Source organism: Vicinamibacteria bacterium, from assembly GCA_035570235.1.
GTDB lineage: Bacteria > Acidobacteriota > Vicinamibacteria > Fen-336 > Fen-336 > DATMML01.
The window spans coordinates 19,827-44,581 of sequence record DATMML010000123.1; the positions used below are offsets into that span (position 1 = coordinate 19,827).

Consider the following 24,755-nt stretch of genomic DNA (forward strand, 5'->3'; position numbering starts at 1 on the left):
GGACGACGAGCCGCTTGCCCGCCGGATGAAGGCGGACTTCCGCCAGGCCGGGCTGTCCGCCCGTGACCGCGCGATGCTGGAGTACGTGGACACGCTCAGCCACACCCCCTGGGCTCTCAACCCGGCGGGGGTGGACGGACTTCGGCGGGCGGACTTCCGGGAAGAGGAGATCCTGCACGTGGTCTTGGGCTGCGCCCACTTCAACTACCTCAACCGCATGGCGGACGGGCTCGGCATCCGGTTCGAGTACGAGAGCGCGCTGCCCCCCTTCCGGCCGCGAGAGAGGGGCCCCCGGCCCGCGCCGCCTCCGCCCCTGGCCGAGCCGAGCAGGGATTCTCCGGAGGACGAACCGGGCGCTTTCTACCGCATCCTTGGCGGTAACCCGGAAGCGTGCGCGCTGGCGTCGCAGTGGCGGGCTTTCCAGCTCCGGCCCACCCCGGGCCTGGAGGCGGTGACGCGGGTCCGAGTCGCCCTCTTCGTGTCCAGCCTGGACCGCTGCCCCACCGGCTACCGATCCTACCGGCGGAGCCTGGCCCGGCTGGGCGACGACGCCGCCGTCGCCGAGGCCCTGAACCGCGGCCAGGTCCCCCCTGGATTGCCCCCCCGGGAGCGCCTTCTCCTGGAACACGCCGCGCGCCTCACCGAGATGCCCTGGACAACCCGCGCGGAGCACCTCGACACGCTCCGCTCCGCGGGACTCGACGACCGGGGCATCCTAAAGCTCACGATGCTCGTCAGCTATTTGAGCTTCGAGAGCCGGGTGGCCCTGGGTCTCGGGGCGGGCCGGAGCGAGCTCTGAGCCCACCTCGTCGCAGGACGGCCTCCGGGCGCTTGGCCCCCCCGCCTCAGCCCGCGCGGTCCGTGGAGAACTTGTAGACGGTGGTGGTCTCGTACTTCTGACCGGGCTTGAGCCGCGTGCTCGGGAACTCCGGCTGGTTGGGAGAGTCCGGGAAGTGCTGGGTCTCGAGGCAGAATCCGGAGCGCCCGAGGTAGCGCTTCCCGGCCTTGCCGACCGGGGACCCCTTAAGGCCGTTCCCGGAGTAGAACTGCAGCCCCGGCTCGGAGGTGAGCACCTCCAGCACCCGGCCGCGGCGGGGCTCCCACACCGAAGCCGCGCGGCGGAGCGTGCCCGCTTGGCCGTTCAGGACGAAATTGTGATCGTAGCCTCGTCCGAGGGCCAGCTGCGGATCGTCGACCCCGATGCGGGCCCCGATCGCCATCGGCTTCCTGAAGTCCAGGGGGGTGCCGGCCACGGGGGCGAGGACGCCGGTAGGAATGAGGCCGGGCCCCACGGGAGTGTAGCGGTCGGCCTCGATCGTCAACTCGTGATCGAGGATGTCCCCCTCCCCCTCTCCGGCCAGGTTGAAGTAGGGGTGGCTGGTGAGGTTCAAGACGGTATCCTTATTGGTGACGGCCTCGTAGCGGATCCAGAGCTCGCTGGCCTCGCTCAGCGTGTAGAGCACAGTCACGGCGAGGTCCCCCGGATAGCCCTCCTCGCCGTCCCGGCTCGCGTAGGTCAGACGCACGCCAGGACCCTCAGCGGTCCGGACCGCTTGGGATGCCCAGCGGACCCGCCCAAAGCCCCGGAGCCCGCCGTGCAGATGGTTCTCTCCGTCGTTGACGGAGAGACGGTGCTCCACGCCCTCGAGCGTGAAGCGTCCCTTGGCGATGCGGTTCGCGTAGCGGCCCACGATGCCTCCGAAGGCGGGGCCCGCTAGCGCATAGTCGCCCTCGGAGTCGAAGCCGAGCACGACGTCGGCCACGTGGCCGCGGCGATCAGGAACGCGCAGGGAGCGGATGACCCCGCCCAGTTCGCCGATCGTGACCTCGGCTCCAGCCGCGTTTGTCAGGGTGTGCGGAGGTCCGGGCGGCCCGCTCGGCATCTTGGCCAACACCTCCTCCCCCCCGGGCCCTACGCTCCCTGTTCGGGGCCAGGCGTCCCGCCCGACTCCCCCTCCGCGGCTAGTTCTTTTCGAGCTTGGCCCACTCGGCGACGTACGCCTCCAGGTTCTCGGGCGTCACCACGTCCACTCCCGAGTCCATGACGCTCTTGGCGGGCGGCTTGCCCGCCTTGATCCCGGCCAGAAGCCGGACCGGCTCGCTGCCCCATCCGAAGTACTTCTGGCCAATCAGGACCTGGACCTTGCCCGCCCGCATGATCTCGGGCGCGGGGGGGATGGTGTCGAAGCTGACGAACTTGGTGCGCGCGGGATTCACGGGGGCGAGGGCGTTGCGGGTGAACACCGGCCAGCCGCCCACCGAGATCCAGGCCCCCAGGTCGCTGTACTTGTTGGTCGCGGTGGCGATGATCTCGACGCAGCGAACCGCGTCTTCCTTGATGTCGAAGACCTCCACCACCTTGATCCCGGGATGGCCCTGGAGCGACTCCTGCACGCCCTCTAGGCGGCGGCGGAGATTCTCCGCCCCCAGGCTCGTGATGATGGCCACCGTCCCCTTGTCGCCCAGCAGCTTGGCCGTCTGCTCCCCCATGATCTTGCCGGAGGCGAAGTCGTCGACCCCGTAGAAGGCGATGCGCTTGGACTTGGGCGCGTCGGCGTCCCAGGTCACCACGGGGATCCCGGACTCCACCGCCTTGTTGATGGTGTCGGTCAGGAAGTCGCCGTTCGTGCAGGAGATCGCGATGCCGTCCACGCGCTGGGTGATGAATGACTCCAGGATCTCCTTCTGGCGGAGCTGGTCGGCGGTCTCCGAGGCGCGCCAGATGATCTCCACGTTGCCCAGGGCGGCCGCGGCCCGCTCCGCGCCGACCTTGGCGTAGTTGAAGACGGGCAGGTCCAGCGACTTCGGGATCACCGCGAAGCGGTACTTGGCCGTCGCCGGGGCCGACGCCGGCCCGGCCCCACCGCAGGCCACGAGCAGCAACCCCGACAGGCCCCAGAAAATCGGAAAGCGCAGGTTCATGTGGACTCAGGCTCCTTTCTTGGCGATCAACTGGTCCATGACCACGATGCCCACCACGGCCAGGCCCACGATGAGCCGGTCATAGAAGGTCGCGCCCGGGATCTGGGGCAGCGCGTTGCGGAGCACGCCGAAGATCAGCGTGCCCAGCACCGCCCCCAGGACGGACCCCCGCCCACCGGAGAGGCTGGCTCCGCCCACCACGGCGGAGGCGATGATGTCCAGCTCGTAGCCGGTGGCGAGATCGGCCTTCCCCTGCCCCAGGACCAGGGTCAGGATCACGCCCGAGACGGAGGCCAGCACTCCCGCGGCAACGTAGACCACGGTCTTGACGCGCCCCACGCGGATTCCGGAGAAATGGGCGGCCGTCTCGTTGCCGCCCAGGGCGAACACGGCGCGGCCCCCCTGGTAGCTCTTCATGAAGACGTGGAAGAGGAGGGCCAGGGCCACCATCACGATCGGCGCCAACCAGTCGGGGGGAAGCCCCAGGGGGCGGAAGCCCGCGGGGAGCCGGCTGGAGACGTCGAAATAGCGCCCCTCGGTGATGATGAAGGCCAGGCCGCGGCTGATTCCCATCACGCCCAGGGTGGCGATGAAGGGGGGCAGCCGGACCAGGACCACCAGCGCGGAAGTGATCCCGCCCGCCACCACTCCCACCAGGAGCCCGGCCAGGGTCGAGGAGAGCAGCGGCCAACCCGACACCACGTAGAGCTGGCCGGTCACCACCCCCGAGAGCGCGATCACCGCGCCCGGGGCGAGGTCGATGCCCCCGGAAATGATCACCATGGCCGCGCCAATGGCGGAGATGCCGTAGATCGACGAGTACTTCAGGATCAAGACCGTGTTGGCGGCGTTCAGGAAGGGATGGGGCCGACCGCCCGCGGGCCAGAGGTACCAGCCGAAGAACGCCATCTCCAGGAGGAGGATGAGCAGGGTGCCCAGCTCGCGGACCCTCAGCAGCCTCCCCATTTCGATCCTCAGTGGCGGACGGCGGTGGCGAGGCGCATGACGCCCTCCTCCGTCGCCTCCGCCGCCTTTAGCTCGCCCTGGATCCGCCCCTCCCGCATGACCACGATGCGGTGGGCGAGGGCCAGCACCTCGGGCAGGTCGCTGGACACCAGGAGGCAGGCCACCCCCGCCGCCGCCTGCGCGCGCACGGTCTCGTGGATCTCGTACTTGGCGCCCACGTCCACTCCCTTGGTCGGCTCGTCCAGCATCAGCAGCCGTGGACGCGTGAGCAGCCAGCGCGCCAGCATCAGCTTCTGCTGGTTGCCGCCGCTCAGGCGGTCGGGGGTGGCCTCCAGGCTAGGGGCCTTGATCTCTAGGTCCTCCTGCATCCTGGAGCTGGCCTCCGCCTCCCCCTGGGCGTCGATGCGCCAGCGCCCGCTCGCCAGCTCGCGCGCCATCACCATGTTGTCGCGGGCGCTGAGATTGAAGAACAGCCCCTGGCGCTGGCGATCCTCGGGGGCGAGGGCGATCCCCGCGCGCACGGCGGCGACCGGGCTCCGGACGTGGAGGGGCGCGCCCTGAAAGCGGACCCCCCCCGCCGCGGAGGGGCGCACGCCGAACAGCGTCTCCAGAAGCTCGCTCCGACCGGAGCCGACCAGCCCGAAGAGCCCCACGATCTCACCCCGCCGCACTACGAGCGAGACCCCCTCGAACCAGGGACGTCGCGTCAGCCCGTCGACCTCCAGCACGGGCGGAGCGGCGTGGTCGACCTCGCGGAGGCCGGACGCGGACTCTAGGTCGCGCCCCACCATGGCGCGCACGATGTCGGGCGCGGTCACCGCGGAGCGGGCGAAGCTGCCCACGTGGCCGCCGTCGCGCAGGACCGTGATCCGATCGCACAGGCGGAATATCTCGGGGAGCTTGTGGGAGACGTAAAGGAGGGTGACGCCGCGGGTGCGCAGACGCTCCAGGATCCTGAAGAGGTCGGCGGTCTCGGCGTCCGTGAGGCACGTCGTCGGCTCGTCCAGGATCAGGATCCGGCAGTCAAAGGCCAGCGCGCGGGCGATCTGCAGGAGCTGGCGCTGGGCGGTGCTCAGAGAGCCCGCCTCCTCGTCCGGCCGGACCGTGAGGTGGAGCTCCTCGATCAGCTCGCCCGTGCGCGCCCGCATCTCGGCGTTGCGCAGCCGGCCCCGGCCGTCCGTGAGCTCGCGCCCCGCGAAGATGTTCTCGCTGACGCTCAAGTTGGGAAAGAGGACCTGCTCCTGGTACACCATGCCGATGCCATGGTCCAGGGCGTGGCGAGGGGTGGCCAGGTCGAGCCGCTCGCCTTCCCAGAGCAGCTCGCCCGAATCGGGACGCAGGATGCCGGCCAGCACCTTCATCAGGGTGGACTTGCCGGCCCCGTTCTCGCCCACCAGGGCGTGGGCCTCCGCCCGTTCCACCGCGAAGCTGACTCCGCGCAGGGCCCTCACCGCCCCGAAGGACTTCGCGACCTCGCGGAACTCGAGGCCGCCCATCAGGCAAGCTCCCCCACCAACGAGGCATGAGCGGGGAGGGTCAGCTCGCCCGTCACCAGGCGGCCGTCGGAGAGGTCGCGGAGGCGAGCCGTGGCCAGGGACAAGGATTGCGGAGCGTTCTTGAAGTTGTGCAGGAACAGGAAGGTCCGCCCTCCCCCCACGCGTTTCTGCACCGTGACCCCCTCGGGAAGGAGCACGTCAAGACAGCGAGAGACCTTGAGGTCCCGCAGGAGGGCCTCGGCCAAGGCGTCGTGGAAGGCCTCCTCCGCCGGCCGCGCGGCCAGGTAGTACACGCGTCCGGATCCCACCCGGTTCACGGTCAGGCAGGGCTCCCCCGCGTAGAAGTCGGTCTTGTAAGTGGCCAGCACCCGTGCCCCTTCGGGATGGATGCGCTCGCAGTACTCCCGCACCGGGTGCTCGCCGGCGAGGCCGAGCGGGTTCCCGCCCGCGGGCACGATCCGTTGCGGGGGATTGGGGTAGAGCGCGTCGATCTCCTCCGCCCAGACGCCGGCCAGCTCCCTGAGACCCCCTCCCGGCCCGCCGCCCCGCCACACCAGGTTGTTCTCGTTCACCACCCCGGAGAGATAAGTCAGGAGCAGCGTCCCCCCCCCGCTCACGAAAGCCTTGAGCCGCTCCCCCACCCCGGGCTTCAGCAGGAACAGCATGGGCGCCACCAGCAGCCGATAGCGATCGAAGGGGGCCAGGCTCTCCACCACGTCGACCGGCACTCCGAGCTTCCAGAATGGCCGGTAGTGGTCGATGGCGGTGGTCACGTACTCCTTGTCGAAGCGACCGGCTCCGTCGCGGCTCCGTCGCGGGCCTTGCGAATGGGAGAGGGCCCAGCGCGCCTCCCAGTCGTGGATCACCGCCACCTCCGGACGCACGGTGGTGCCGACGACAGCGTCCAGCTTGCGGAGCAACGCCCCCACCCCGGCCACATCCTGGAACACGCGCGTCCGGTCCGACCCTTCGTGGTCCACGACGGCGCCGTGGAACTTCTCGTAGCCGCCCCGCCCCTTCCGCCACTGGAAATACATAGCGGTGTCGGCGCCGTGGCCGATGGCGAGGAGCATCTCCTGGCGATGCTGGCCGGGCGGCTTTAGGGCCGGGGTCTGGAACCAGTTCGTGCTGCTCGGCGTGGACTCCATAAGGATGAAGGGCAGCCCGCCCTTCAGGCTGCGGTAGAGATCGTGGATGAAGGAAAGCCCGGGCACCTGGCGCCAGGACTCGTCCCCGTGCAGCGTCGGGTAGGCATCCCAGGCCATCCGGTCGCAGATCCCGGTGAAGCGGGCGTAGTCGAGCCCCATGAACGTCCCCATCATGTTGGTGGTCACGGGCACATGAGGAGCGGCCGCTTTCAGGGGTAAGACCTCGTGGCGCATGAAGTCGACGGTCTGGTGCGTGACGAAGCGGTCCCAGTCCAGGAGCATGCCGTCCAGAGGGGTGGCGCGGGGGTCGATCTGTGCCCAGGATTGGAAGGTCTGGCTCCAGAAGGAGCTCCACCAGGCGCGGTTGAGCGCATCTAGGCTCGGGTAGCGCGCCTTTAGCCAAGTGCGGAACGCGTCCAGGCAGTAGTCGCAGTAGCAGGCGCCGTTGTACTCGTTCGATATATGCCAGAGGGCGAGGGCCCGGTGGGAGGCGTACCGCTGAGCCAGCTTGGCATTGATGATCCCCACCTTTTCTCGGTACACGGGCGAGGTGAAGCAGTGGTTGTGGCGGTGACCATGGGGTTCGCGCCGGCCTTCGGCGTCGACGCGGCGCACCTCCGGATACTTCTCGGACATCCAACGGGGCTTGGCTCCGGAGGGGGTGGCGAGGAACGCGTTGAAGCCGCGCGCGGCGAGCCCGTCCATGACGCGATCAAGCCATCCGAACTCGAAGCGCCCCTCCTCGGGCTCGAGATGGCTCCAGGCGAAGATGCCGACCGAGAACGTGTTGCAACCGGCCTCCTCCATCAGGCGGAAGTCCTCCTCGAGGACGGCCGGCTCATCGAGCCACTGGTCGGGATTCCAATCGCCGCCGTGCAGGATGTGCGGATAGCGGGGGATGATCGGCGGGTAAAGATCCGTCGACGGGGCCGCCGCGCCCGTCGCCCCGGGGGACGGGGCAGCGACTAAGCGGCGGGGAAACGCCAGCCAGGAGGCGGCGCCCAGCGCTCCTTGGAGGAAGAAACGACGCGAGAGGTCGGCGGAGGGAGACGCCCCCGCCCTCCCGGGCCCGCGGCTCCGCTTCGACGCCGCTGGGCTCAAGGTCTGACCTCCACCCTGGCGGTTGGTTGGTGTCCACGAACGAGCCGCCGACGCGGGCGCCAGCCACTGCGCGGCCGGGCGACGGTTGGAGTCTTCCGGAGCCTTCTCTGCGCGGGAACCCCTTAGCCCCCCGCCTGGCCTCCGAACGCGGGGGCTACTCTACCACCTCTCCCCCCGGCGCTCATCGGGTCAAGGACGACCGGGTTCGACACTTCAAAGGCCGAAACCGGAAACGGCCCCCTGCATCTGGTCGTTTGGGCGGTACGAATGGGGAGGAGGACGACGGATCCCGCCGCGCCATAGGAGGGCCGCCCAAGGGGAGCGTGGCCTTGAGACATCGGCGCCCGCGGGTGCCATTTCAAGATCAGGAATGCACAGCCCGACACCCGCAGGATGAGATCGAAGCCTTCCGAGCGCTCGGCTCGGGAGGCACTTCCGGGCTAGTGCCCGGGGCTAGCGTTCCCAGCGACCGCCAACCCAGTAATAGCCGCGATCGTTGTGGTCCCAACGACCATCGGTCCAGTGACGGCCGCGTTTGTCGCGCGCGAAATGTCCGGCCGTCCACTCATGGTGCTGCCGGTGCCAGCGCCAATAGCCCGACTGCCAAACGTACCCGTTCCGATCGTCGTGGTTTTCGATCCGCACGTCTGGCGGTTGAATGCGGACGTAGACCGTCGCCCACGCGCTTGGGGCTGCCGCCAGAATGAAACCCGCCAATAGCGGAATCTTTAGCCATCCCTTGTTTGGGTTGTTCATTTGCTTCCTCCTCATCTCTACTCGATTGAGGAAGCAAGGCGCGTGCCGGTTCACGGAGAGCGCGCTGGTTGCCCTTTTCGCTGATCCGGCAGTTACTTGAGGGACGCATCGACGGCGGGCAAGGGCGAGCCTTAGAGGTGGGGGCTCTGGACGGCGAGCGATTTCTACAAGGTGCTAGCGTTGCGGCTTCCCTCACTCCAGTGGGTCATCCCCCCTCCGGGTGCGATGCTACCGCAGAGCCTGCGAAATCTTCCTTCCCTGGTGGTGCGGCGAAGACGCTCGGGGCTGGTATACTCGGCGGCGCCTTCCTGATCACAAGACCATGGTCCGATCGCTGCGCCGCTCCGCCGTCGTCATCGGGATCTCGGTCACGTCTCTTGCCGCCGTGGCCCCCGAACAGCCCGTCTACAAGGATCCCCGGATGCCCGTGGATCGCCGCGTCTCCGACCTCCTGGCGCGGATGACGCTCGAGGAGAAGGCCGCTCAGACGCTCGCCCTCTGGAGAGGGAAAGACCGGATCTCGAGCGATGATGGGCGCTTCGACCCTGAGCGCGGCGGGCCCACGCTCGCCCACGGGATCGGCCAGCTGGCCCGGCCGAGCGAGCTCCGCGAGAAGCCCCAGAGAGTCACCCTGGGGCCCCGGGAGAGCGCGGTCTTCGTCAACGCCGTCCAAAAGTGGCTCCTCGAGAACACCCGGCTCGGCATCCCCGCCCTCACCCACGAGGAGGCGCTCCACGGCCTCGCCGCCCCCCGCGCCACGCATTTCCCGGTGCCCCTGGCCCTGGCCAGCGCCTGGGACCCCGCCCTAATGCAGCGGGTGATGGGCGTGGCGGCCCGGGAGGCCCGGGCCCGAGGAGTCCACGAGGTTCTCTCCCCCGTGCTCGACCTCGCCCGGGACCCGCGCTGGGGCCGCACCGAAGAGACCTACGGGGAGGACCCTTATCTGGTGGCCCGACTCGGGGTGGCCGCGATCCGCGGCTATCAGGGCCTGGGTCAAACGTTGGCCCCGGACAAGGTCTTCGCGACCGCCAAGCATTTCGCCGTCCACGGGCCGAACGAGGGCGGCATCAACACCGCCCCCTCCAACTTCTCGGAGCGGGTTGTGCGCGAGCAGTACCTGCTCCCCTTCCAGGCCGCGGTCACGGAGGCGGACGTGATGGCGGTCATGCCCTCCTATAACGAGCTCGATGGTCTCCCCTCCCACAAGAACTCGTGGCTCCTCGGCCGCGTTCTTCGCCAGGAGTGGGGCTTCCGCGGCATCGTGGTCTCCGACTACTACGCGATCCCCCAGCTGGCGAGCCGCCACGGCGTCGCCGCCGATCTGGGAGACGCTGCCCGACAGGCCTTGCAGGCGGGGGTGGACGTGGAGCTTCCCGACGTCGAGGCCTACGGGACGCTGGTCGCGCTCGTCAAGGAGGGGCGCATCCCCGAGGCCGCCCTCGACCGGGCCGTGGCCCGCATCCTGCGGGCGAAGTTCCTAGCCGGCCTCTTCGAGGACCCCTACGTCGATCCCGACCGAGCCGCCGCTCTGAGCAACGCTCCCGAGCACCAGGCCCAGGCGCTCGAGGCCGCCCGCCGGGCGATCGTCCTGCTCAAGAACCAGGACGGCCTGCTCCCCCTCGACCGCAAGCGCCTGCGGACGATTGCCGTCATCGGTCCCAACGCCAAGGGCGTGCACCTCGGCGGCTATTCGAACGATCCCGGCCGGGGGGTGGATGTGCTGTCCGGGATCCAGGCCAAGGCCGGCTCCACCATCCGCGTGCTCTATGCCGAAGGCACCCGCATCACGGAGTCGCCTCCCGACTGGAACAAGGACCAGGTAGTGCTGGGCGATCCCGCGGCAAACCGTCAGCGCATCGCGCAGGCGGTCCGCACGGCCCGGGAAGCGGACGCCGTCGTCCTCGTGCTCGGCACCAACGAGTCCACCTCCCGCGAGGCCTGGAGCGACACCCACCTCGGGGACGTGGCGGATCTCGGGTTCATGGGCCAGCAGGAGGAGCTCCTGGAAGCCGTGCGCGGCACGGGACGGCCGATCGTGGCCGTGCTCGTGAACGGGCGGCCGGTGGCCAGTCCCCGCCTCGCGGGGGCCGTCCCCGCCATCCTAGAGTGCTTCTACCTCGGCCAGGAAGGGGGCACGGCGGTGGGGGAGGTGCTCTTCGGCGACGTCAACCCGGGGGGCAAGCTCCCCATCTCGATCCCGCGCCACGTGGGGCAGCTTCCTGTGTACTACGACCGCAAGCCCACCTCGTTCCGCCCCTACCTCGACCTGCCCCGCGAACCCCTCTTCCCCTTCGGCCACGGCCTCAGCTACACGACCTTCGTTCTGGGGAACCCCACCGTGGCCCCCGCCAAGATCGGACCCGCCGGCCGGGCCACGGTCACGGTGGAGGTGACCAACACGGGGTCGCGCGCCGGCGACGAGGTCGTGCAGCTCTACATCCATCAACGCGTGGCCTCGGTCACCCGGCCGGTGAAGGAGCTACGGGGCTTCGAGCGCGTCGGCCTGGCGCCGGGGGAGCGGAAGAGCGTGGTCTTCACCCTGGGCCCGGAGGCCTTGAGCCTGCTGGACGAGAACATGACCCGGGTGGTCGAGCCGGGAGTGTTCGACGTGATGGTGGGGACGAGCTCGGCGAGCGTGACCACCACCCCCCTCGAGGTGCTGGATCCGCGGGCCCTCCCCCCCCACCCGTAAGCCCCGATCAAGCCAGACGCGGGGCGGGGAGGCGATTGACCGCTTACCTGAAGGATTGGGGCGGAGGCGTCGCGCGACGAGCCGGGGTCACGGTGAGAGCGCGTCCCGGATCTCTTTGATCTCGACCTCGGGCGGGACGTCCTCCCGGTAAGGCCGCTGGCAGCGGCCGTACCAGTAGCGGGCGTTGTCGAGGTCGCCTTCAAAGCGGTGGACCACGGCGTGGATCCAATTCGCGAAGGCGTTCGTCTCGTGGTCCTGGACGATCCCGTGCGCCCCTTGCCAGTCCCCCCGGAGCGCGCGGTCGACGGCCTCCAGAAGCTCGGAGTTCAGCGGCGGCTTCGAGGGTGAGCCCGTAGCGATCCTCCCCAGGTTCGGCTCGAGTCGCAACGACCCCGCTCCGCCCTGTGCCCCAAGAGTACCACCCAGCTTGCCTGGGTCCCCCGGGCCGAGCCCCAGGGTTCCCCGTGGGCGTCGGGGGAGGGACGATCTCCCCCGAGCCCAGCGAGCCGTCGTCCATGCTGATGGCAGGAGACCTTATTAAGCCCCCTTTGGCTTCCAGAGACCCAGGGCCGCGCCGGTCGGGTCGACGATGACGCTGAACCAACCCATACCCGGCACCTCGGTCACATCCTGCATGACGGTGGCGCCCAGGGATTTTGCCTTCTTGGTGGCGGCTTCGACGTCGCCGACCTCGACGTAGGCGAGCCAGGCCGACGGGCGCCCGGGAACCGGATTCTTCATGATTCCACCCCCCGTTCCCTGGCCCACATTGATCATGGTGTAGCTGCCGCCGCTTCCCATCGGGACGTCCTCGAGCTTCCAGTCAAACAGCTTCCCGTAGAAAGTCTTAGCCTTGCCGACATCGGTGCAGCTCAGCTCCACGTGTACAAAAGGATTCGCCATGGCTTCTCCTCCAACCGGTTGGACAAGTGCCCCCCATATCTTCTCTTACACTTTTACACAGACTCTGCAGACCGAATGTGACGCTTGGACGACGGTTTGGCGACTGGGCTCGGGTGCCCTAACCCGGCCCTCAGGGGTGGTCCCGCGGTTTACAATCTCGGTCGTGGAATCGTGCCTGGCCGGTCTCCGCCGCCCCCTCGCCCCGCTGGTTGTCCTGCTCGCGCTCATGGGACCCCTCTACGGCCAGGAGGGCCCAACCCCCTCGCGCTTCGCCCGCGCCCAAGGCCGAGAGCTCGTGGCCGCGGACGGCACCCCGCTCCGCCTCAAGGGGATCAACCTCGGCAACTGGCTGCTCCCCGAGGGCTACATGTGGCGGCTCCAGAAGGGCCCCCAGTCTCCGCGGCAGATCCAGGAGTTGGTGGCCGAGCTCATCGGACCCGACGCCGCCCGGTCCTTCTGGCGGGACTTTCAAGACGCCTACGTGACGCGGAGCGACATCCATTATCTGAAGAAGATCGGCATCGACTCCGTGCGCGTCCCCTTCGACTACCGGGTCCTCACCCCGGAGGAGGATTCCCGAGTCTGGCTGGAGGCCGGCTTCGCTCGGCTCGACCAGCTCATCGAATGGTGTCGCGACGAGGGGCTGCTGGTGGTGCTGGACATGCACGCCGCGCCCGGAGGCCAGACCGGCCGCAACATCGACAACAGCTGGGGCCACCCCTTCCTATTCGAGAGCGAGGAGAGCGAGGCCCGGGCGATCGCGGTGTGGCGAAGGCTGGCCGAGCGCTATCGTGACGAGGCCGCCGTCTTGGGCTATGACCTCCTGAACGAGCCGATCCCCAACGTGCCGGCCTACGCTCCCTACAAGGCGCGGCTCGAGGCGTTCTATCGCAAGGCGGTGGCCGGGATCCGGGAGGTGGACGCCCACCACGTGATCTTTCTGGGGGGCGCCAATTGGGACACCGACTTCTCGGTCTTCGGGCCTCCCTTCGCGCCGAATCTCGTTTACACCTTCCACAAGTATTGGAGCCCGACGGATGACGCATCCCTGCGCCCCTTCCTCGACTTCCGGGAACGCTACCGGGTGCCGCTCTGGCTCGGGGAAACGGGGGAGAACACCGACGAGTGGATCGATGCCTGCCGCCGGCTCGCCGAACGGCACGGCATCGGATGGTGCTTCTGGCCCTACAAGAAGCTCGTCGCCCCGAGCTGCCTGGCCTCCATCGCGGCCCCCGAGGGTTGGGACGAGATCGTGGCCTACGCGACCCACCGCACCGCCGATTTCGAGGCGAATGCCAAGATCCGCCCCCCCTTGGTCAGGTCACGGGCCGTCCTGGGCGCCTTCCTCGCCAACATCCGTTTCGAAAACTGCCGCCTCAACGACGGCTACCGAAAGGCGTTGGGCCTCCGGGGGGACGAAGCCGCCCCCTCGCCCCGGCCCTGATCTCGGGCGGTCGACCGCGAAGGCCAATGTGCGGTACAAGACCCCTGTACCCCGAAGGGCGGCCCCGAACCCGGACCGAGCCCGTGGCCCTCAGAGGTCGGACATCCCCGGTGCCGAGGTCGGTCGGTGCCTCGGCCGACGAAGATGAGGACAAGGAGGCAACGTGAGTGACCCTTACCAGCCGCGGCCCGAGCACAAGTTCACCTTCGGCCTCTGGACGGTCGGCAATACGGGCCGTGACCCGTTCGGGGAGCCCGTACGGCCCCTGCTCACCCCCGTTGAGCTCGTCCACCTGCTGGCGGAGGTCGGGGCTTACGGCGTGAACTTCCATGACAACGACCTCGTGCCCATCGAGGCCTCCGCCCGGGAGCGCGACACGATCGTCCGCGAGTTCCGGAAGGCGCTGGAGGCGACCGGCATCAAGGTCCCGATGGCCACCACGAACCTGTTCTCGGACCCCGCGTTCAAGGACGGCGCCTTCACCGCCAACGACGCCCGGGTCCGGGCCTACGGCCTGCAGAAGACGATGCGCTCCATCGACCTCGGGGTGGAGCTGGGAGCCAAGGTCTACGTGTTCTGGGGCGGCCGGGAGGGCGTGGAGACGGATGCCAGCAAGAACCCGCTCGAGGCCTTGAAACGCTACCGCGAGGGGTTGAACTTCTTGACCCACTACGTGAAAGACCAGAAGTACGACCTCGTGTTCGCCCTCGAGGCCAAGCCCAACGAGCCCCGGCACGACATCTACCTTCCCACCACCGGCTCCATCCTGGCCTTCATCGAGACCCTCGACCACCCGGAGATGGTGGGCGTGAACCCCGAGCTCGCCCACGAGCACATGTCGGGCCTCAACTTCACCCACGCCATCGCCCAGGCCTGGGACGCGGGGAAGCTCTTTCACATCGACCTCAACGACCAGGCCTTCGGCCGCTACGACCAGGATCTGCGCTTCGGCTCCCACTCCTTGAAGTCCTGCTTCTTCCTCGTGAAGTTCCTGGAGGATGTCGGCTACCAGGGCAGCCGGCACTTCGACTCCCATGCCTACCGCACCGAAGACGTGGATGGGGTGAAGGACTTCGCGCGCGCGAGCATGCGCAGCTATCTCATCTACAAGGACAAGGGCCGGCGCTGGAACGAGGACAAGGAGATCCAGGCCCTGCTCCGCGAGCACTCCGGCCTGCCCAGCGACGGACTGCCCGCGCTCGATGGCTACAGCCGGGCCGCGGCGGAGGCGCTCAAGGCCGCGAGCTTCGACCGCCGGGGGCTCGGGGCCCGCGGGCTCGCCTACGAAAGGCTCGATCAGCTCACCATCGAGGTCATCCTCGGCGTCCGGTGAAGCGCCTCTTCCTCGGCGTCGACGTCTCCACCACGGGCGTCAAGGCCCTGCTCGTGGACGGGGCGGGGAAGGTGGCCGCGAGCGCCACCACGCCCCTCACCCTGGAGACCCCGAGGCCGCTCTGGTCGGAGCAGGACCCCCAGGCGTGGTGGGCGGGAGCGACGGCCAGCATTCGCGCCGCCCTGGCCGCCGCCCCGGCGGCGGGCAAGGATGTCGCCGCGGTGGGGCTCACCGGCCAGATGCACGGCCTCGTCCTCCTCGACGAGGCGGAGCGGGTGCTGCGGCCGGCGATTCTCTGGAACGATCAGCGCACGCAAGCCGAGTGCGAGGAGATCCGCTCGCGGATGGGCGGGAGGGCGGCCCTCGTCGAGGTCACGGGAAACGACGCCCTCACCGGCTTCACCGCGCCCAAGATCCTCTGGGTCCGGAAGCACGAGCCCGCCGTCTATGCGCGGGTGCGGCTGGTGCTCCTGCCCAAGGACTACGTCCGCCTGCGCCTGAGCGGGGAAGCGGCCATGGACAAGGCCGACGGCTCGGGAACGCTGCTCTTCGACCTGGCGGCGCGGGCCTGGTCTCCCCGGGTGCTGGACCGCCTCGAGATCCCCGCCGCTTGGCTGCCCAGAACCTTCGAGGGACCGGAGGTCACGGGGAGGGTGACAAGGAAGGCGGCGGGCGAGACCGGTCTTCTCGAGGGAACGCCGGTGATGGCGGGGGGGGGAGATCAGTCGGCGGGAGCGGTGGGTGCGGGAGCGGTCAAACCGGGAGTGGTGGCCCTGACCCTCGGCACCTCGGGGGTGGTCTTTGCCACCACTCCGCGCGCTCTGGTCGAGCCCGAGGGCCGACTCCACGCACTCTGCCACGCCGTGCCCGGGCGCTGGCACTTCATGGGAGTCACGCTCTCCGCCGCGGGCAGCCTCCAGTGGTACCGCGACACGCTCGCGCCGGGAACCGCCTTTGAGACCCTGGTCCAGGAAGCAGAGGCGGCTCCAGCCGGCAGCGACGGCCTCGTCTTCCTTCCTTATCTCTCAGGCGAGCGCACGCCCTATCCCGACCCCCTCGCCCGCGGCTCTTTTGTGGGCCTCACCCTGAGGCACCGACGCTCCCACCTCACCCGTTGCATCCTGGAGGGCGTCGCCTTCTCGATGCGCGATTGCTTCGAATTGCTCAAGGGCGCGGGACTGGCCGAGGTACGGCAGGTGCGGGTCGCCGGGGGCGGGGCCCGAAGCTCGCTGTGGCGACGCATCATGGCCAGCGTCCTGGGCGTCGAGCTCGTGACCGTCAACAGCAGCGAGGGCGCCGCCTACGGGGCGGCCCTTCTGGCCGGGGTGGGAGCGGAGAACTGGCCGAGCGTCGACGCCGCCTGCGAGGCGGTCATCGCGATCAGCGGCCGCGACGAGCCCGAGCCCGCGTGGGCCGGCGCCTATGAGGAGCTTTACCCCCGCTTCCGCGAGCTCTATCCCGCCCTGAGCCCCACCTTCGCCAGGCTCGGCGCCTGAGCCCACCCCTGGCCTTCCACCCGGGCCCTCTACTTCGGGGGAGACGACGTCGAGCCCCCCTTGGTCCGGCAACTGGCCGTCGCCGGCCCCCCGGCGGCAGCCTTGTCCGTTGGCAGGGAGGTGCCGCCTGCTCTGAGCGCCCCCCAAACCCTTGAACGAGCCCCATAACTCATTACAGCCAAAAGCGATCCTCAACTCTGATTTGGTTCGGGAGAGCGACCCGGCGGCGATCCGCCCGGCTCTCCTGGGACGCCGGGGGCGTGAGCGCACTGGTATGATTCCTGCGTAGGTTAGGGGCCGGGATGGCTTGCACCGCGGAATCCGGGAGGCGATGGGACGAGAGGCGGCTCCTTGTCTGGGCCCTCTCCCTCGTCCTCCTGAGCCCGGTGCTGGCTTGGGCCGAGCCTTCGATCCACCTGCCCGATGTCGCGGCCGCCACTGGCCCGGAGTCCCCCGACGAGACCGCGGTCCGCAAGCTCCTCGGCGACTATGCCCGGGCCATCGAGCACAAGGACCTGGGCCTGTTCCGAACCGTCAAGCCCAACCTGACCAAGGAGGAGGAGTCGCGGCTCCAGAAGGCCTTCAGTAGCGTCCAGTCCCAGGTCGTGAAGATCACCATCCAGTCCATCCAGGTCCAGGTCCGGCAGGCCACGGTGCGGCTCATGAGGCGGGACACCATCGACAGCTCCATGATCGCGAGCTTCCCGCAGACTCTCCTCCTGGACCGGGTGCAGGACGGCTGGACGATCCGCGAGATCAACCGCTAGGGGCAACCCGCCTCGGGCGAGGCGGTGAGCCAGCCCTCGAAGAGCGCGCGGGCCTTGCCCCCCTCGAAGCGACGCCGCACCGCGTCCAGGACGCGGAGGCGTCGGACTCCCGTCGTCCCGTAGAGGCCGATCCAATAGGGGACGTGCAAGTCCAGAGGGACCCGCTCCAGGCGGAACTCCAGGCCCCGGACGCGGAAGAACCCGCTCTGGAACACGAGGCGCCGCAGCATGTCCTCCAGCCGCCGGCGCCCCGCCGCCTCGTCGAGCGCGGGCTCCGGCCGGTTGCGCGTCTCCAGGGAGAGGAGCTCCTTCGGCGCCGGCGGCCCCTCAAACTGGTAGGGATCGAGGAGCCCGGCGACCGCGTCCAAGGCGAACCAGGAACGCTGGCGGCGGGAGCCGTTTTGGACCACGACCTCGTATAGACGGAAGGGCACGAAGGCCTCCGCCACCGAGCGCAGTTCCCCCCCGCCCAGCCGCCCCCCCCACCCCTCCCGGAACGCCTCGATCGCTTCCGCGCGGGAGAGGTTGGGTCTCAGGCTTGTTATGACCGCCATGCGTTCACCGGAAGTAGATCCAGAGGCCGACCACGGTGGCTAGGAGCAGGCCCGTGAAGAACACGTTCAATTTGTGCTCCCGCGCGGTTTCCCTATCCAACTTCGGTCCTTTGACCGGGGTGGTGTCGAGCTTCTCGTCCACGGTCGCGAAGGTGAGCCCGGCCAGCTTCTTGCGCTCGGGCGCGGGGCCCAGGTAGCTCACCCCCACGAGCACGGCCGCACAGAGCCAGAACATGAGGATCGCGTAGTGGAGGAAGTTCATGTCCACCAGCCAGCGGATGGCCGGGGAGTCGAAGTGGCGGCTCCGATCCAGGACCTCGAAGACGAAACGGACCGACCCCAGGACGAAGCCCACGAGCAGGGAGCTGATGGCCCCCGTGCCGTTGAGGCGGGGCCATAGGATGCCGAAGATGAAGCAGACCGCGATGGGCGGGCTGATATAGGCCTGCACGCTCTGCAGGTAGATGTACAGCTGCGAGCTCAAGAGATGGATGAAGGGCACCCAGAGGATCCCCAGCACGACCATGACTCCGGTGGCCAGGCGGCCGAAGCCCACCAGCTGGCGGTCCGAGGCGTCGGGCTTGAGGCGCTTGTAGAAGTCGAGGGTGACCATGGTTGAGGCGGAATTGAAGACCGAGCTCATGGCCCCCATAAGGGCGGCCAGCAGGGCCGCGATCATCAGGCCGACGAGGCCGGTGGGAAGAAGGCTGACCACCAGGGTGGGGTAGGCAATGTCTCCGTTGGTGACATGGCCGTTCACCATCTTGAAGAGCTGGGGATAGAGGGCGACCGCGATGAGACCGGGAAGGACCAGGATGAAGACGGGCAGCACCTTCAGAAAGCCCGCGAAGATGGTGCCCGCCTTGGCGTGCCCCTCGTCCTTGGCGGAGAGCACCCGCTGCACGATCACCTGGTCCGTGCACCAATACCAGATGCCCAGGATGGGGGCGCCCAGGAAGATCCCCGTCCAGGGGAACTCCGGGTGGTCCATGGGCTTGATCATGCTGAAGTAGTCGGCGGGCAGCGCCGCCCGGAGGGCGGAGAACCCGCCTACCTGGTCGAGGCCAATCCAGGTGAGAGCGATGGCCCCGGCGAGGAGGATCAGGGTCTGGACCAGATCGGTGTAGATGACGGCGGCCAGGCCCCCGGCCACGGTGTAGATGCCGGTGGCGACCACCAGCAGCACCGCCGCCGTCATGGGGTTCCAGCCGACCACCCGCTCCAGCACGATCGCGGCCGCGTAGAGGTGTACGGAGATCTTGGTGAAGATGTAGGCCAGGATGGATATGCTGGCCAGATAGATGCTGCACTGGCGGCTGAACCGGCGCTCCAGGAACTCGGGCATGGTGAAGACGTTGGAGCGCAGATAGAAGGGGACGAAGACCCAGCCCAGGATGAGGAGGATCACGCAGGCCAGCCACTCGAAATGGCCCACGGCCAGGCCCGAGGTGGCCCCCGAGCCGGCCAGCCCGATGAAGTGCTCGGTTGAGATGTTGGAGACGAAGAGGGAGGCCCCGATCGCGAACCAGCCCACGTGGCGGCTGGCCAGGAAGTAGTCCTCCGAGGTCCGCTCCTTGCGCGAGAAGTAGAAGCCGATCCCGAAGATGATCAGGAAGTAGACCCCGATGATGACGATGTCCAGGGTCTCCAGGCTCCGGTGGCTCACGGCGGCGGCGGCGACGAGCATGGCTGCCTCCTGCGCGACGAGGGTCGGGATCCCTATCCTCCGCCCCGGACGGTCGTGCGGCCATCCACTTGCGGGATGGCGAACTCTATATCAGCGGGCCCCGGAATCTCAACGAGTGGTTCGACCGAGTTCGGGAGGGGGCGTAGTCAGAAATGTAGGGGAAAGGCGAGGGTCAAGATGAGGCTCTCCTCCCCGGGGTTGTGGCGGGCCAGGCTCGCGTTGGAGAGGTGGTAGAGCTCCACCCCCACCCGCCAGTCGTGGAAGCGCCACCCCAGCTCTATTCCGGAGCGGAACTCGAGGGGATAGCCGAGGTCCTTGCCGCCTCCCGCGCGGTAGTAGCCGGGGGCGAAGCTGAGGCGCACCACGGGGGCCCGGCCCAGGGGCAGATCGAAGCTGAATCCTCCATAGGCGTTCAAGGCCCCGTTCGTCGTGACCATGGCCCCCGCCATCGCGTGCAGGATGAAGAGCGTTCCCCCGGACCGGTACTGAAGGCCGAACTCGGCCGCCGGAGCCCGCCTCTTGTTGGCGTCGTAGGCCCCCCCCGAGATGTCGAGGACGGAGGGCTCTCCGGCCATCGCTCCTCCGGCCAGGCCGGCCGCGGCCAGAGTGAGCCCCGCCGCGCGGAGGGAAGCCCGCATCAAGGCGTGGGCGCGGGCTTGCGGGAGTAGATCGCACCCGACCAGCCGGGCAGGGAGACCCGGAGGCGCCCGCCCACAACCCGCAGCGAGGGGGCGGCCCCCAGCCGATCCTCAAGGAGGGCGCCCTCGACGAGGCCGGCGGGTGCAGCGGGGGCGTCGATCTCCGCCGCGTCTTCTCCGTTGTTGAGGAAGACGAGGACCCCCTGGCCGTTGGCCACGCGGGCATAGGCCCAGCTGTGCTCGCCCAAGGCCAGGTTGGCCATGGAGCCGCGGCGCAGAGCGGGGAGCTCCGCGCGCAGGTGGAGGAGCCTCCGCAGGTGAGAGAAGACCGCCTGCTCGTCGGGGCTTCGGCCCGCGTCCAGGAACGCGCTCCGCGGGTCGTCCCTCCAGCCGCCCGGGAAATCGCGGCGGTTGTCGGGGTCGTCGCCGCCGGCCATGCCGATCTCGTCCCCGTAGTAGACCAGGGGGGTCCCGCGGGCGGTCATCAGGAAGGTGTAGGCCAGGCAAAGCCCGCGAACGCTCGCCCCCGGCTCGTTCATGAACCGGGACACGTCGTGCAGGCCCAGGAAGGTCATGAGGAGGGCGGGATCGCGGTACAGATGGTCGTGGGCCAGCATCGCGGCCACTGCGGGGAGGGGCTTCCCGCGGGCGAACGCCTCCCGAACCTTGTAGTAGAGGGGGTAGTCGAACAGGGTGTCCACTCCGGTGTCGATCCCGTCCAGGCGGGCCGCGCCTCCTTGGAAGAACGAGACCAGGGCGGGGTCGCCGTCGGAGACCTCCCCCACCACCGTGAGCTTGGGGTACTCGCGTTTGAGCGCGGCCGTCCACTCGCGCCAGAAGCGACGGGGCACGTAGGGCAGGGTGTCCTGGCGGATGGCGTCCAGGCCCGTCATGCCCACCCACCAGAGCGCGTTCTGAATCAGGTAGCGGGCCGCCTCGGGGTCGTCCTGATTGAGGTCGGGCAGGATGTCGATGAACCAGCCCTGGAGCGTGGCCTTTTGCAGCTCCGGGGTGGCGTGGGGGTCGGGCAGGGTCCAGGTCTGCCAGGTGTTGGCGAGGTGCCGCGCCTCGGTGCCGTTGTACCAGGTGGGGGTGGGAGGGTCCCTCACCCAAGGATGATAGGGGCCGGTGTGGTTGGCGACCTGGTCCTGGATGACCTTGATCCCCCGTCCGTGGGCGGCCTCCACCAGCTCCTTGAGCTTGGCCAGGGTCCCAAAGTGCTCCTCCACCCCGTAGAAATCGGTGGCGCCATAGCCGTGATAGTCGGTGATGGCTTCGTTCTGGTAGCGCTCGCGCTGGTTCAGCTGGTTGGCGTTGTCGTACCAGGGCGTGAGCCAGAGCGCGGTGACGCCCAGGTCCTTGAGGTAAGGCAGGTGGTCGATGATCCCCTGCAGGTCGCCCCCGTGGTAGTAGCGCGCCTTGCGGCGGTCGAAGAGCCCCTTCGAGGCGGGGGGGTCGTCGTTGGTCGGATCCCCGTTGGCGAACCGGTCGGGCATGGCCAGGTAGACCACGTCGTCCGGCGAGAAGCCCTGGAAGCGGCCCCCCTTCGGCAGCGGAGCAAGGAGGTCGAAGGGCACGTCGGCCGCCCCGCCCGCGGTGCGGATCCGGATCGGGTGGGGCCCGGGGGCAGCCCCCGCCTCGACGTGCACGTCCAGGAAGAGGTAGGTCCCCGCCTCGTTGACCCCCGTCGCCCTCGCCCGGAGCCCGGAGGCCGCGGCCTCCACGCGCGCTCCCCCCAGGTTCCGCCCCCGCACCAGCAGCCTCACGGGGTCGATGGAATGGCGGGGCCACCAGCCGGGCGGCTCCACCTTCGCCACCTCCGGGGCGAGCGTCGCTCCCTCCGCGGCGAAGCCGGCCAGGACGAGCACGAGGGGAAGGCCCCGGCCCGGCCGGGCCTTCACTTCGCGGCCCCCTCCAGGGCGGGCCGCCCGGCGGGCGCCCGCTCCGGGGTGTCCTCGCGGACGCGCTGCATGAGGAGGGCAGCCAGCCCCATGGAGCCGCCCCCCACCGTCACCGCGGCCAGGCGGTTGTTGGCGAGGAGGTGGAGCATGACCCAGCCGAAGCCGAACGAGGCCACGATCTCGGGAATGACGATGAAGAAGTTGAAGATGCCCATGTAGGTACCGGTGCGCGCGGGGGGTATGGAGCCGGCCAGGATGGCGTAGGGCATGGAGAGGGTGCTGGCCCAGGCGACGCCCACCCCGGCCATGCAGAGAAGGAGGGGGAGCTTGCTGTGGATCACGCCCACCGAGAGCAGACCCGCCGCCCCCGCCAGCAGGCACAGGGTGTGGGTGGCGCGGCGGCCCAAGACGCGCGCGATCGCGGGCAAGGCAAAGGAGAAGGCGAAGCAGACCACCGAGTAGGCGGCGAAGCACACCCCCGCCCACTCCACCCCCTCGTGGTAGAGGGGCGAGGCCTGGTCGGGGGCCCCAAAGATGTTGTGGGCCACCGCCACCGGGAAGTAGAGCCACATGCAGTACAAGCCGAACCAGGTGCAGACCTGCACCCAGCCCAGCCGTCTCATGGTCAAGGGCATCTGGGCGATCGCGGAGAGGATCTCCCGCGTGCCCGCGAGGAGGCCCGCCTTCTCCCTCTGCCCGCGCCGAAAGGCCTCGAGGTCCTCGGGCGGGTACTCCTTCGTGCTCCCGATGGTCCAGAGGACCGCTCCCAGGAAGGCGACCGCGCCCAGGTAGAACGAGAGCGTCACGTTCAGGGGGATGCCCGGCATTGGCCCGCCCGCGCCCCCGACGCCGAAGAGATGGGTCATGAGCCAGGGGAGGGCGGAGGCCACCGCAGCCCCCAGGCCGATGAAGAGGCTCTGCATGGCGAAGCCGCGGGTGCGCTGGTCCTCGGGCAGGAGGTCGGCCACGAAGGCGCGGAAGGGCTCCATGCTCACGTTGATGGAGGCGTCCAGGATCCAGAGCAGGCCGGCCGCCATCCACAAGGCCCCGGAGTTGGGCATGAGCAGGAGGGCGGCGGAGCTGAGCAAAGCCCCGGTCAGGAAGTAGGGGCGCCGCCGTCCCAGCCGACCCCAGGTTCGGTCGCTCATGCTGCCGATGACGGGCTGGACGAGCAGGCCGGTGAGGGGCGCGGCCAGCCAGAGCATGGGGATCTGGTCCGGGGAGGCGCCCAGGTACTCGTAGATGGCGCTCATGTTCGCCATTTGCAGGCCCCACCCGAACTGGATGCCCAGGAAGCCGAAGCTCATGTTCCAGATCTGCCAGAAGCTCAGTTGCGGCCTCTCCATACGAGCTCCTCCTGCGGAGGGGTGGGGGCGCCCTCCAAGGCGGGGGCCCCGATTCAGGCGGGGTTATCGGCGGTCGGCCGGGGGGCCCGCCCGTAGATCTTGGTCATTTCCCGGAGACGCTCCCGGATGGGATCCGTGATCTGCCCGGGAGTGTACCGCCAACGCCAGTTGCCGGCGGGCCGCCCGGGAAGGTTCATGCGGGCCTCGCTGCCCAGACCGAGCACGTCCTGGAGGGGGACGATCGCGGTGTCCGCCACCGACATGAGCAGGGTACGGATGAAGGTCCAGTGGATCTCCTTCCCATCCGTGCCCAAGTATTTCATGCAGAACGTGCGCTCGCGCTCGGCCTCCTCCGGCTTGCGCGTGCTGTCCCCCACCCCTGCCGTCCACCAGCCCACGATGGTGTCGTTGTCGTGGGTGCCGGTGTAGACCACGAGGTCCCGCGGATAGTTGTGGGGCTTGAAGGTGTCCGCGGAGTCGTCGCTGCCGAAAGCGAACTCCAGGATGGCCATCCCCGGCCACCCGAAGCGCTCGCGCAGGGCCTCCACCTCGGGGGTGATCACGCCCAGGTTCTCGGCCACCACCGGCAGCTTCCCGCACGTGGCCTCCAGGGCCTCGAAGAGTTTGGCCCCCGGCCCCTTCACCCAGCGTCCGTTGACGGCCGTGGTCTCCCGCCCCGGCACCTCCCAGTAGGCCTCGAAGCCGCGGAAGTGATCGAGGCGCACGGAGTCCACCTGGGAGAGGGTGGAGCGGAAACGCTCGATCCACCAGGCGTACCCGCTCCTGGCCAGCACGTCCCAGCGATAGAGCGGGTTCCCCCAGAGCTGGCCGGTCGCGCTGAAGTAGTCGGGGGGCACCCCCGCCACGTAGGCAGGCGTGCCGTCCGCGGTCAGGTAGAACAGCTCCGGGTGGGCCCAGACGTCGGCGCTGTCGTGGGCCACGAAGATGGGGATGTCGCCCAGGATGCGGATCCCCCGCTCGTGGACGTACCCGCGCAGGTCCGCCCATTGGCCGAAGAAGAAGAACTGAGCGAGCTCCTGCGCCCGCACCTCCCGGGCGTGCTCGCGGGCGGCCTTGGCCAGGGCTTCCGGCTCACGCGTGGCGAGGTGACGGTCCCAGGCCGGCCAGCGCGCACCGCCCTGGGACTCCTTCAAGGCCATGAAGAGCGCGAAATCCGGCAGCCAGGCGGCCTCCTTCCGGCAAAAGGCGTCGAACGCCTCGCGCTGGGCGGCGGAGGCCTTCTTCTCGAAGGTCTCGCCGGCGTTGCGCAAGAGCGGCCGCTTGAAATCGATGACGGCCCCGAAGTCCACCTCGTGCTCCGCGAAAGACGGCGCCCTCTTGAGGTCCGCGGCCTGTAGCAGCCCTTCCTCCACGAGGCGCTCCAAACTGACGAGAAGGGGGTTGCCGGCGAAGGCGGAGAAGCACTGATAGGGGGAGTCGCCGTAGCCGGTCGGGCCCAAGGGCAGGACCTGCCACAGGGATTGGCCGGTGTCGGCCAGGAAGTCTACGAAGCCGCGGGCCTCGGGGCCCAGCTCGCCGATGCCATGGGGGCCGGGAAGCGAGGTCGGATGCAGAAGGATCCCGCTCACCCGGGATCGGGGCACC

The 24,755-nt window shown here is 69.1% G+C and carries 20 protein-coding genes; 6 read left to right on the top strand and 14 right to left on the bottom strand.

Annotated features, from left to right (window positions below):
• The first annotated feature begins 25 nt into the window (after positions 1-25).
• Complete coding sequence (locus VN461_21965) at positions 26-799, top strand: hypothetical protein (protein ID HXB57443.1); 774 nt, start codon at positions 26-28, stop codon at positions 797-799.
• A 46-nt stretch (positions 800-845) separates the two neighbouring features.
• On the opposite strand, the gene VN461_21970 is transcribed toward VN461_21965, so the two are convergent.
• The 6 genes from VN461_21970 to VN461_21995 form a co-directional block, all read right to left on the bottom strand.
• Positions 846-1,883, bottom strand: coding sequence for an aldose epimerase family protein (locus tag VN461_21970; protein HXB57444.1), 1,038 nt, complete (start codon positions 1,881-1,883; stop codon positions 846-848).
• A 79-nt stretch (positions 1,884-1,962) separates the two neighbouring features.
• On the bottom strand, positions 1,963-2,922 hold the full coding sequence (locus VN461_21975) for a substrate-binding domain-containing protein (GenBank protein ID HXB57445.1): 960 nt from the start codon (positions 2,920-2,922) through the stop codon (positions 1,963-1,965).
• A gap of 6 nt (positions 2,923-2,928) precedes the next feature.
• Entirely contained in the window at positions 2,929-3,888 is a 960-nt protein-coding gene (locus VN461_21980; protein HXB57446.1) for an ABC transporter permease, read from the bottom strand.
• 8 nt (positions 3,889-3,896) lie between these two features.
• Positions 3,897-5,384, bottom strand: coding sequence for a sugar ABC transporter ATP-binding protein (locus VN461_21985; protein HXB57447.1), 1,488 nt, complete (start codon positions 5,382-5,384; stop codon positions 3,897-3,899).
• A complete protein-coding gene (locus VN461_21990; GenBank protein HXB57448.1) occupies positions 5,384-7,633 on the bottom strand; it encodes a beta-galactosidase in 2,250 nt (749 codons plus the stop codon). The genes VN461_21985 and VN461_21990 overlap by 1 nt, the downstream gene beginning before the upstream one ends.
• A 453-nt stretch (positions 7,634-8,086) precedes the next feature.
• Complete coding sequence (locus VN461_21995; protein HXB57449.1) at positions 8,087-8,389, bottom strand: hypothetical protein; 303 nt, start codon at positions 8,387-8,389, stop codon at positions 8,087-8,089.
• Positions 8,390-8,711: 322 nt separating this feature from the next.
• On the opposite strand from VN461_21995, the gene VN461_22000 reads away from it, so the two are divergent.
• Entirely contained in the window at positions 8,712-11,081 is a 2,370-nt protein-coding gene (locus tag VN461_22000; protein ID HXB57450.1) for a glycoside hydrolase family 3 N-terminal domain-containing protein, read from the top strand.
• An 87-nt stretch (positions 11,082-11,168) separates the two neighbouring features.
• Here VN461_22000 and VN461_22005 read toward each other — a convergent pair whose 3' ends face one another.
• Together VN461_22005 and VN461_22010 are read right to left on the bottom strand one after the other, a co-directional pair.
• On the bottom strand, positions 11,169-11,468 hold the full coding sequence (locus VN461_22005; GenBank protein ID HXB57451.1) for a hypothetical protein: 300 nt from the start codon (positions 11,466-11,468) through the stop codon (positions 11,169-11,171).
• Positions 11,469-11,618: 150 nt separating this feature from the next.
• Positions 11,619-11,984 (bottom strand): VOC family protein, encoded by a 366-nt coding sequence (locus VN461_22010; GenBank protein ID HXB57452.1) that lies wholly within the window; start codon positions 11,982-11,984, stop codon positions 11,619-11,621.
• 163 nt (positions 11,985-12,147) lie between these two features.
• On the opposite strand from VN461_22010, the gene VN461_22015 reads away from it, so the two are divergent.
• The 4 genes from VN461_22015 to VN461_22030 all read left to right on the top strand — a co-directional run bounded on the left by VN461_22015 (position 12,148) and on the right by VN461_22030 (position 17,024).
• Positions 12,148-13,428 carry a glycoside hydrolase family 5 protein gene (locus tag VN461_22015; GenBank protein HXB57453.1) on the top strand — a complete coding sequence of 427 codons (1,281 nt, stop codon included), beginning with the start codon at positions 12,148-12,150 and terminating at the stop codon, positions 13,426-13,428.
• Positions 13,429-13,591: 163 nt separating this feature from the next.
• Positions 13,592-14,761, top strand: coding sequence for a xylose isomerase (gene xylA / locus VN461_22020; protein ID HXB57454.1), 1,170 nt, complete (start codon positions 13,592-13,594; stop codon positions 14,759-14,761).
• Entirely contained in the window at positions 14,758-16,257 is a 1,500-nt protein-coding gene (gene xylB / locus VN461_22025) for a xylulokinase (protein ID HXB57455.1), read from the top strand. The genes xylA and xylB overlap by 4 nt, the downstream gene beginning before the upstream one ends.
• Before the next feature lie 302 nt (positions 16,258-16,559).
• On the top strand, positions 16,560-17,024 hold the full coding sequence (locus tag VN461_22030; GenBank protein ID HXB57456.1) for a hypothetical protein: 465 nt from the start codon (positions 16,560-16,562) through the stop codon (positions 17,022-17,024).
• Here the strand turns inward: VN461_22030 and VN461_22035 are convergent.
• From VN461_22035 to malQ, 6 genes are all read right to left on the bottom strand, one after another.
• Positions 17,021-17,578 carry a hypothetical protein gene (locus tag VN461_22035; protein ID HXB57457.1) on the bottom strand — a complete coding sequence of 186 codons (558 nt, stop codon included), beginning with the start codon at positions 17,576-17,578 and terminating at the stop codon, positions 17,021-17,023. The genes VN461_22030 and VN461_22035 overlap by 4 nt on opposite strands.
• A 4-nt stretch (positions 17,579-17,582) precedes the next feature.
• Entirely contained in the window at positions 17,583-19,265 is a 1,683-nt protein-coding gene (locus VN461_22040; protein HXB57458.1) for a sodium:solute symporter, read from the bottom strand.
• A gap of 146 nt (positions 19,266-19,411) precedes the next feature.
• Positions 19,412-19,903, bottom strand: a complete 492-nt coding sequence (locus VN461_22045; GenBank protein HXB57459.1) for an acyloxyacyl hydrolase — start codon at positions 19,901-19,903, stop codon at positions 19,412-19,414.
• Entirely contained in the window at positions 19,903-21,804 is a 1,902-nt protein-coding gene (locus VN461_22050; GenBank protein HXB57460.1) for an alpha-amylase family glycosyl hydrolase, read from the bottom strand. Before VN461_22050 ends, VN461_22045 begins: the two co-directional genes overlap by 1 nt.
• Positions 21,801-23,150, bottom strand: coding sequence for an MFS transporter (locus tag VN461_22055; protein HXB57461.1), 1,350 nt, complete (start codon positions 23,148-23,150; stop codon positions 21,801-21,803). The genes VN461_22050 and VN461_22055 overlap by 4 nt, the downstream gene beginning before the upstream one ends.
• A gap of 53 nt (positions 23,151-23,203) precedes the next feature.
• A complete protein-coding gene (gene malQ, locus VN461_22060) occupies positions 23,204-24,754 on the bottom strand; it encodes a 4-alpha-glucanotransferase (protein HXB57462.1) in 1,551 nt (516 codons plus the stop codon).
• Position 24,755: the final 1 nt, after the last annotated feature.

Coding starts and splice junctions, on each gene's coding strand:
- VN461_21965 (HXB57443.1), top strand. CDS start 26: ATGAAGGCGGACTTCCGCCAGGCCGGGCTGTCCGCCCGTGACCGCGCG.
- VN461_21970 (HXB57444.1), bottom strand. CDS start 1,883: ATGCCGAGCGGGCCGCCCGGACCTCCGCACACCCTGACAAACGCGGCT.
- VN461_21975 (HXB57445.1), bottom strand. CDS start 2,922: ATGAACCTGCGCTTTCCGATTTTCTGGGGCCTGTCGGGGTTGCTGCTC.
- VN461_21980 (HXB57446.1), bottom strand. CDS start 3,888: ATGGGGAGGCTGCTGAGGGTCCGCGAGCTGGGCACCCTGCTCATCCTC.
- VN461_21985 (HXB57447.1), bottom strand. CDS start 5,384: ATGGGCGGCCTCGAGTTCCGCGAGGTCGCGAAGTCCTTCGGGGCGGTG.
- VN461_21995 (HXB57449.1), bottom strand. CDS start 8,389: ATGAACAACCCAAACAAGGGATGGCTAAAGATTCCGCTATTGGCGGGT.
- VN461_22000 (HXB57450.1), top strand. CDS start 8,712: ATGGTCCGATCGCTGCGCCGCTCCGCCGTCGTCATCGGGATCTCGGTC.
- VN461_22010 (HXB57452.1), bottom strand. CDS start 11,984: ATGGCGAATCCTTTTGTACACGTGGAGCTGAGCTGCACCGATGTCGGC.
- VN461_22030 (HXB57456.1), top strand. CDS start 16,560: ATGGCTTGCACCGCGGAATCCGGGAGGCGATGGGACGAGAGGCGGCTC.
- VN461_22035 (HXB57457.1), bottom strand. CDS start 17,578: ATGGCGGTCATAACAAGCCTGAGACCCAACCTCTCCCGCGCGGAAGCG.
- VN461_22040 (HXB57458.1), bottom strand. CDS start 19,265: ATGCTCGTCGCCGCCGCCGCCGTGAGCCACCGGAGCCTGGAGACCCTG.
- VN461_22045 (HXB57459.1), bottom strand. CDS start 19,903: ATGCGGGCTTCCCTCCGCGCGGCGGGGCTCACTCTGGCCGCGGCCGGC.
- VN461_22055 (HXB57461.1), bottom strand. CDS start 23,150: ATGGAGAGGCCGCAACTGAGCTTCTGGCAGATCTGGAACATGAGCTTC.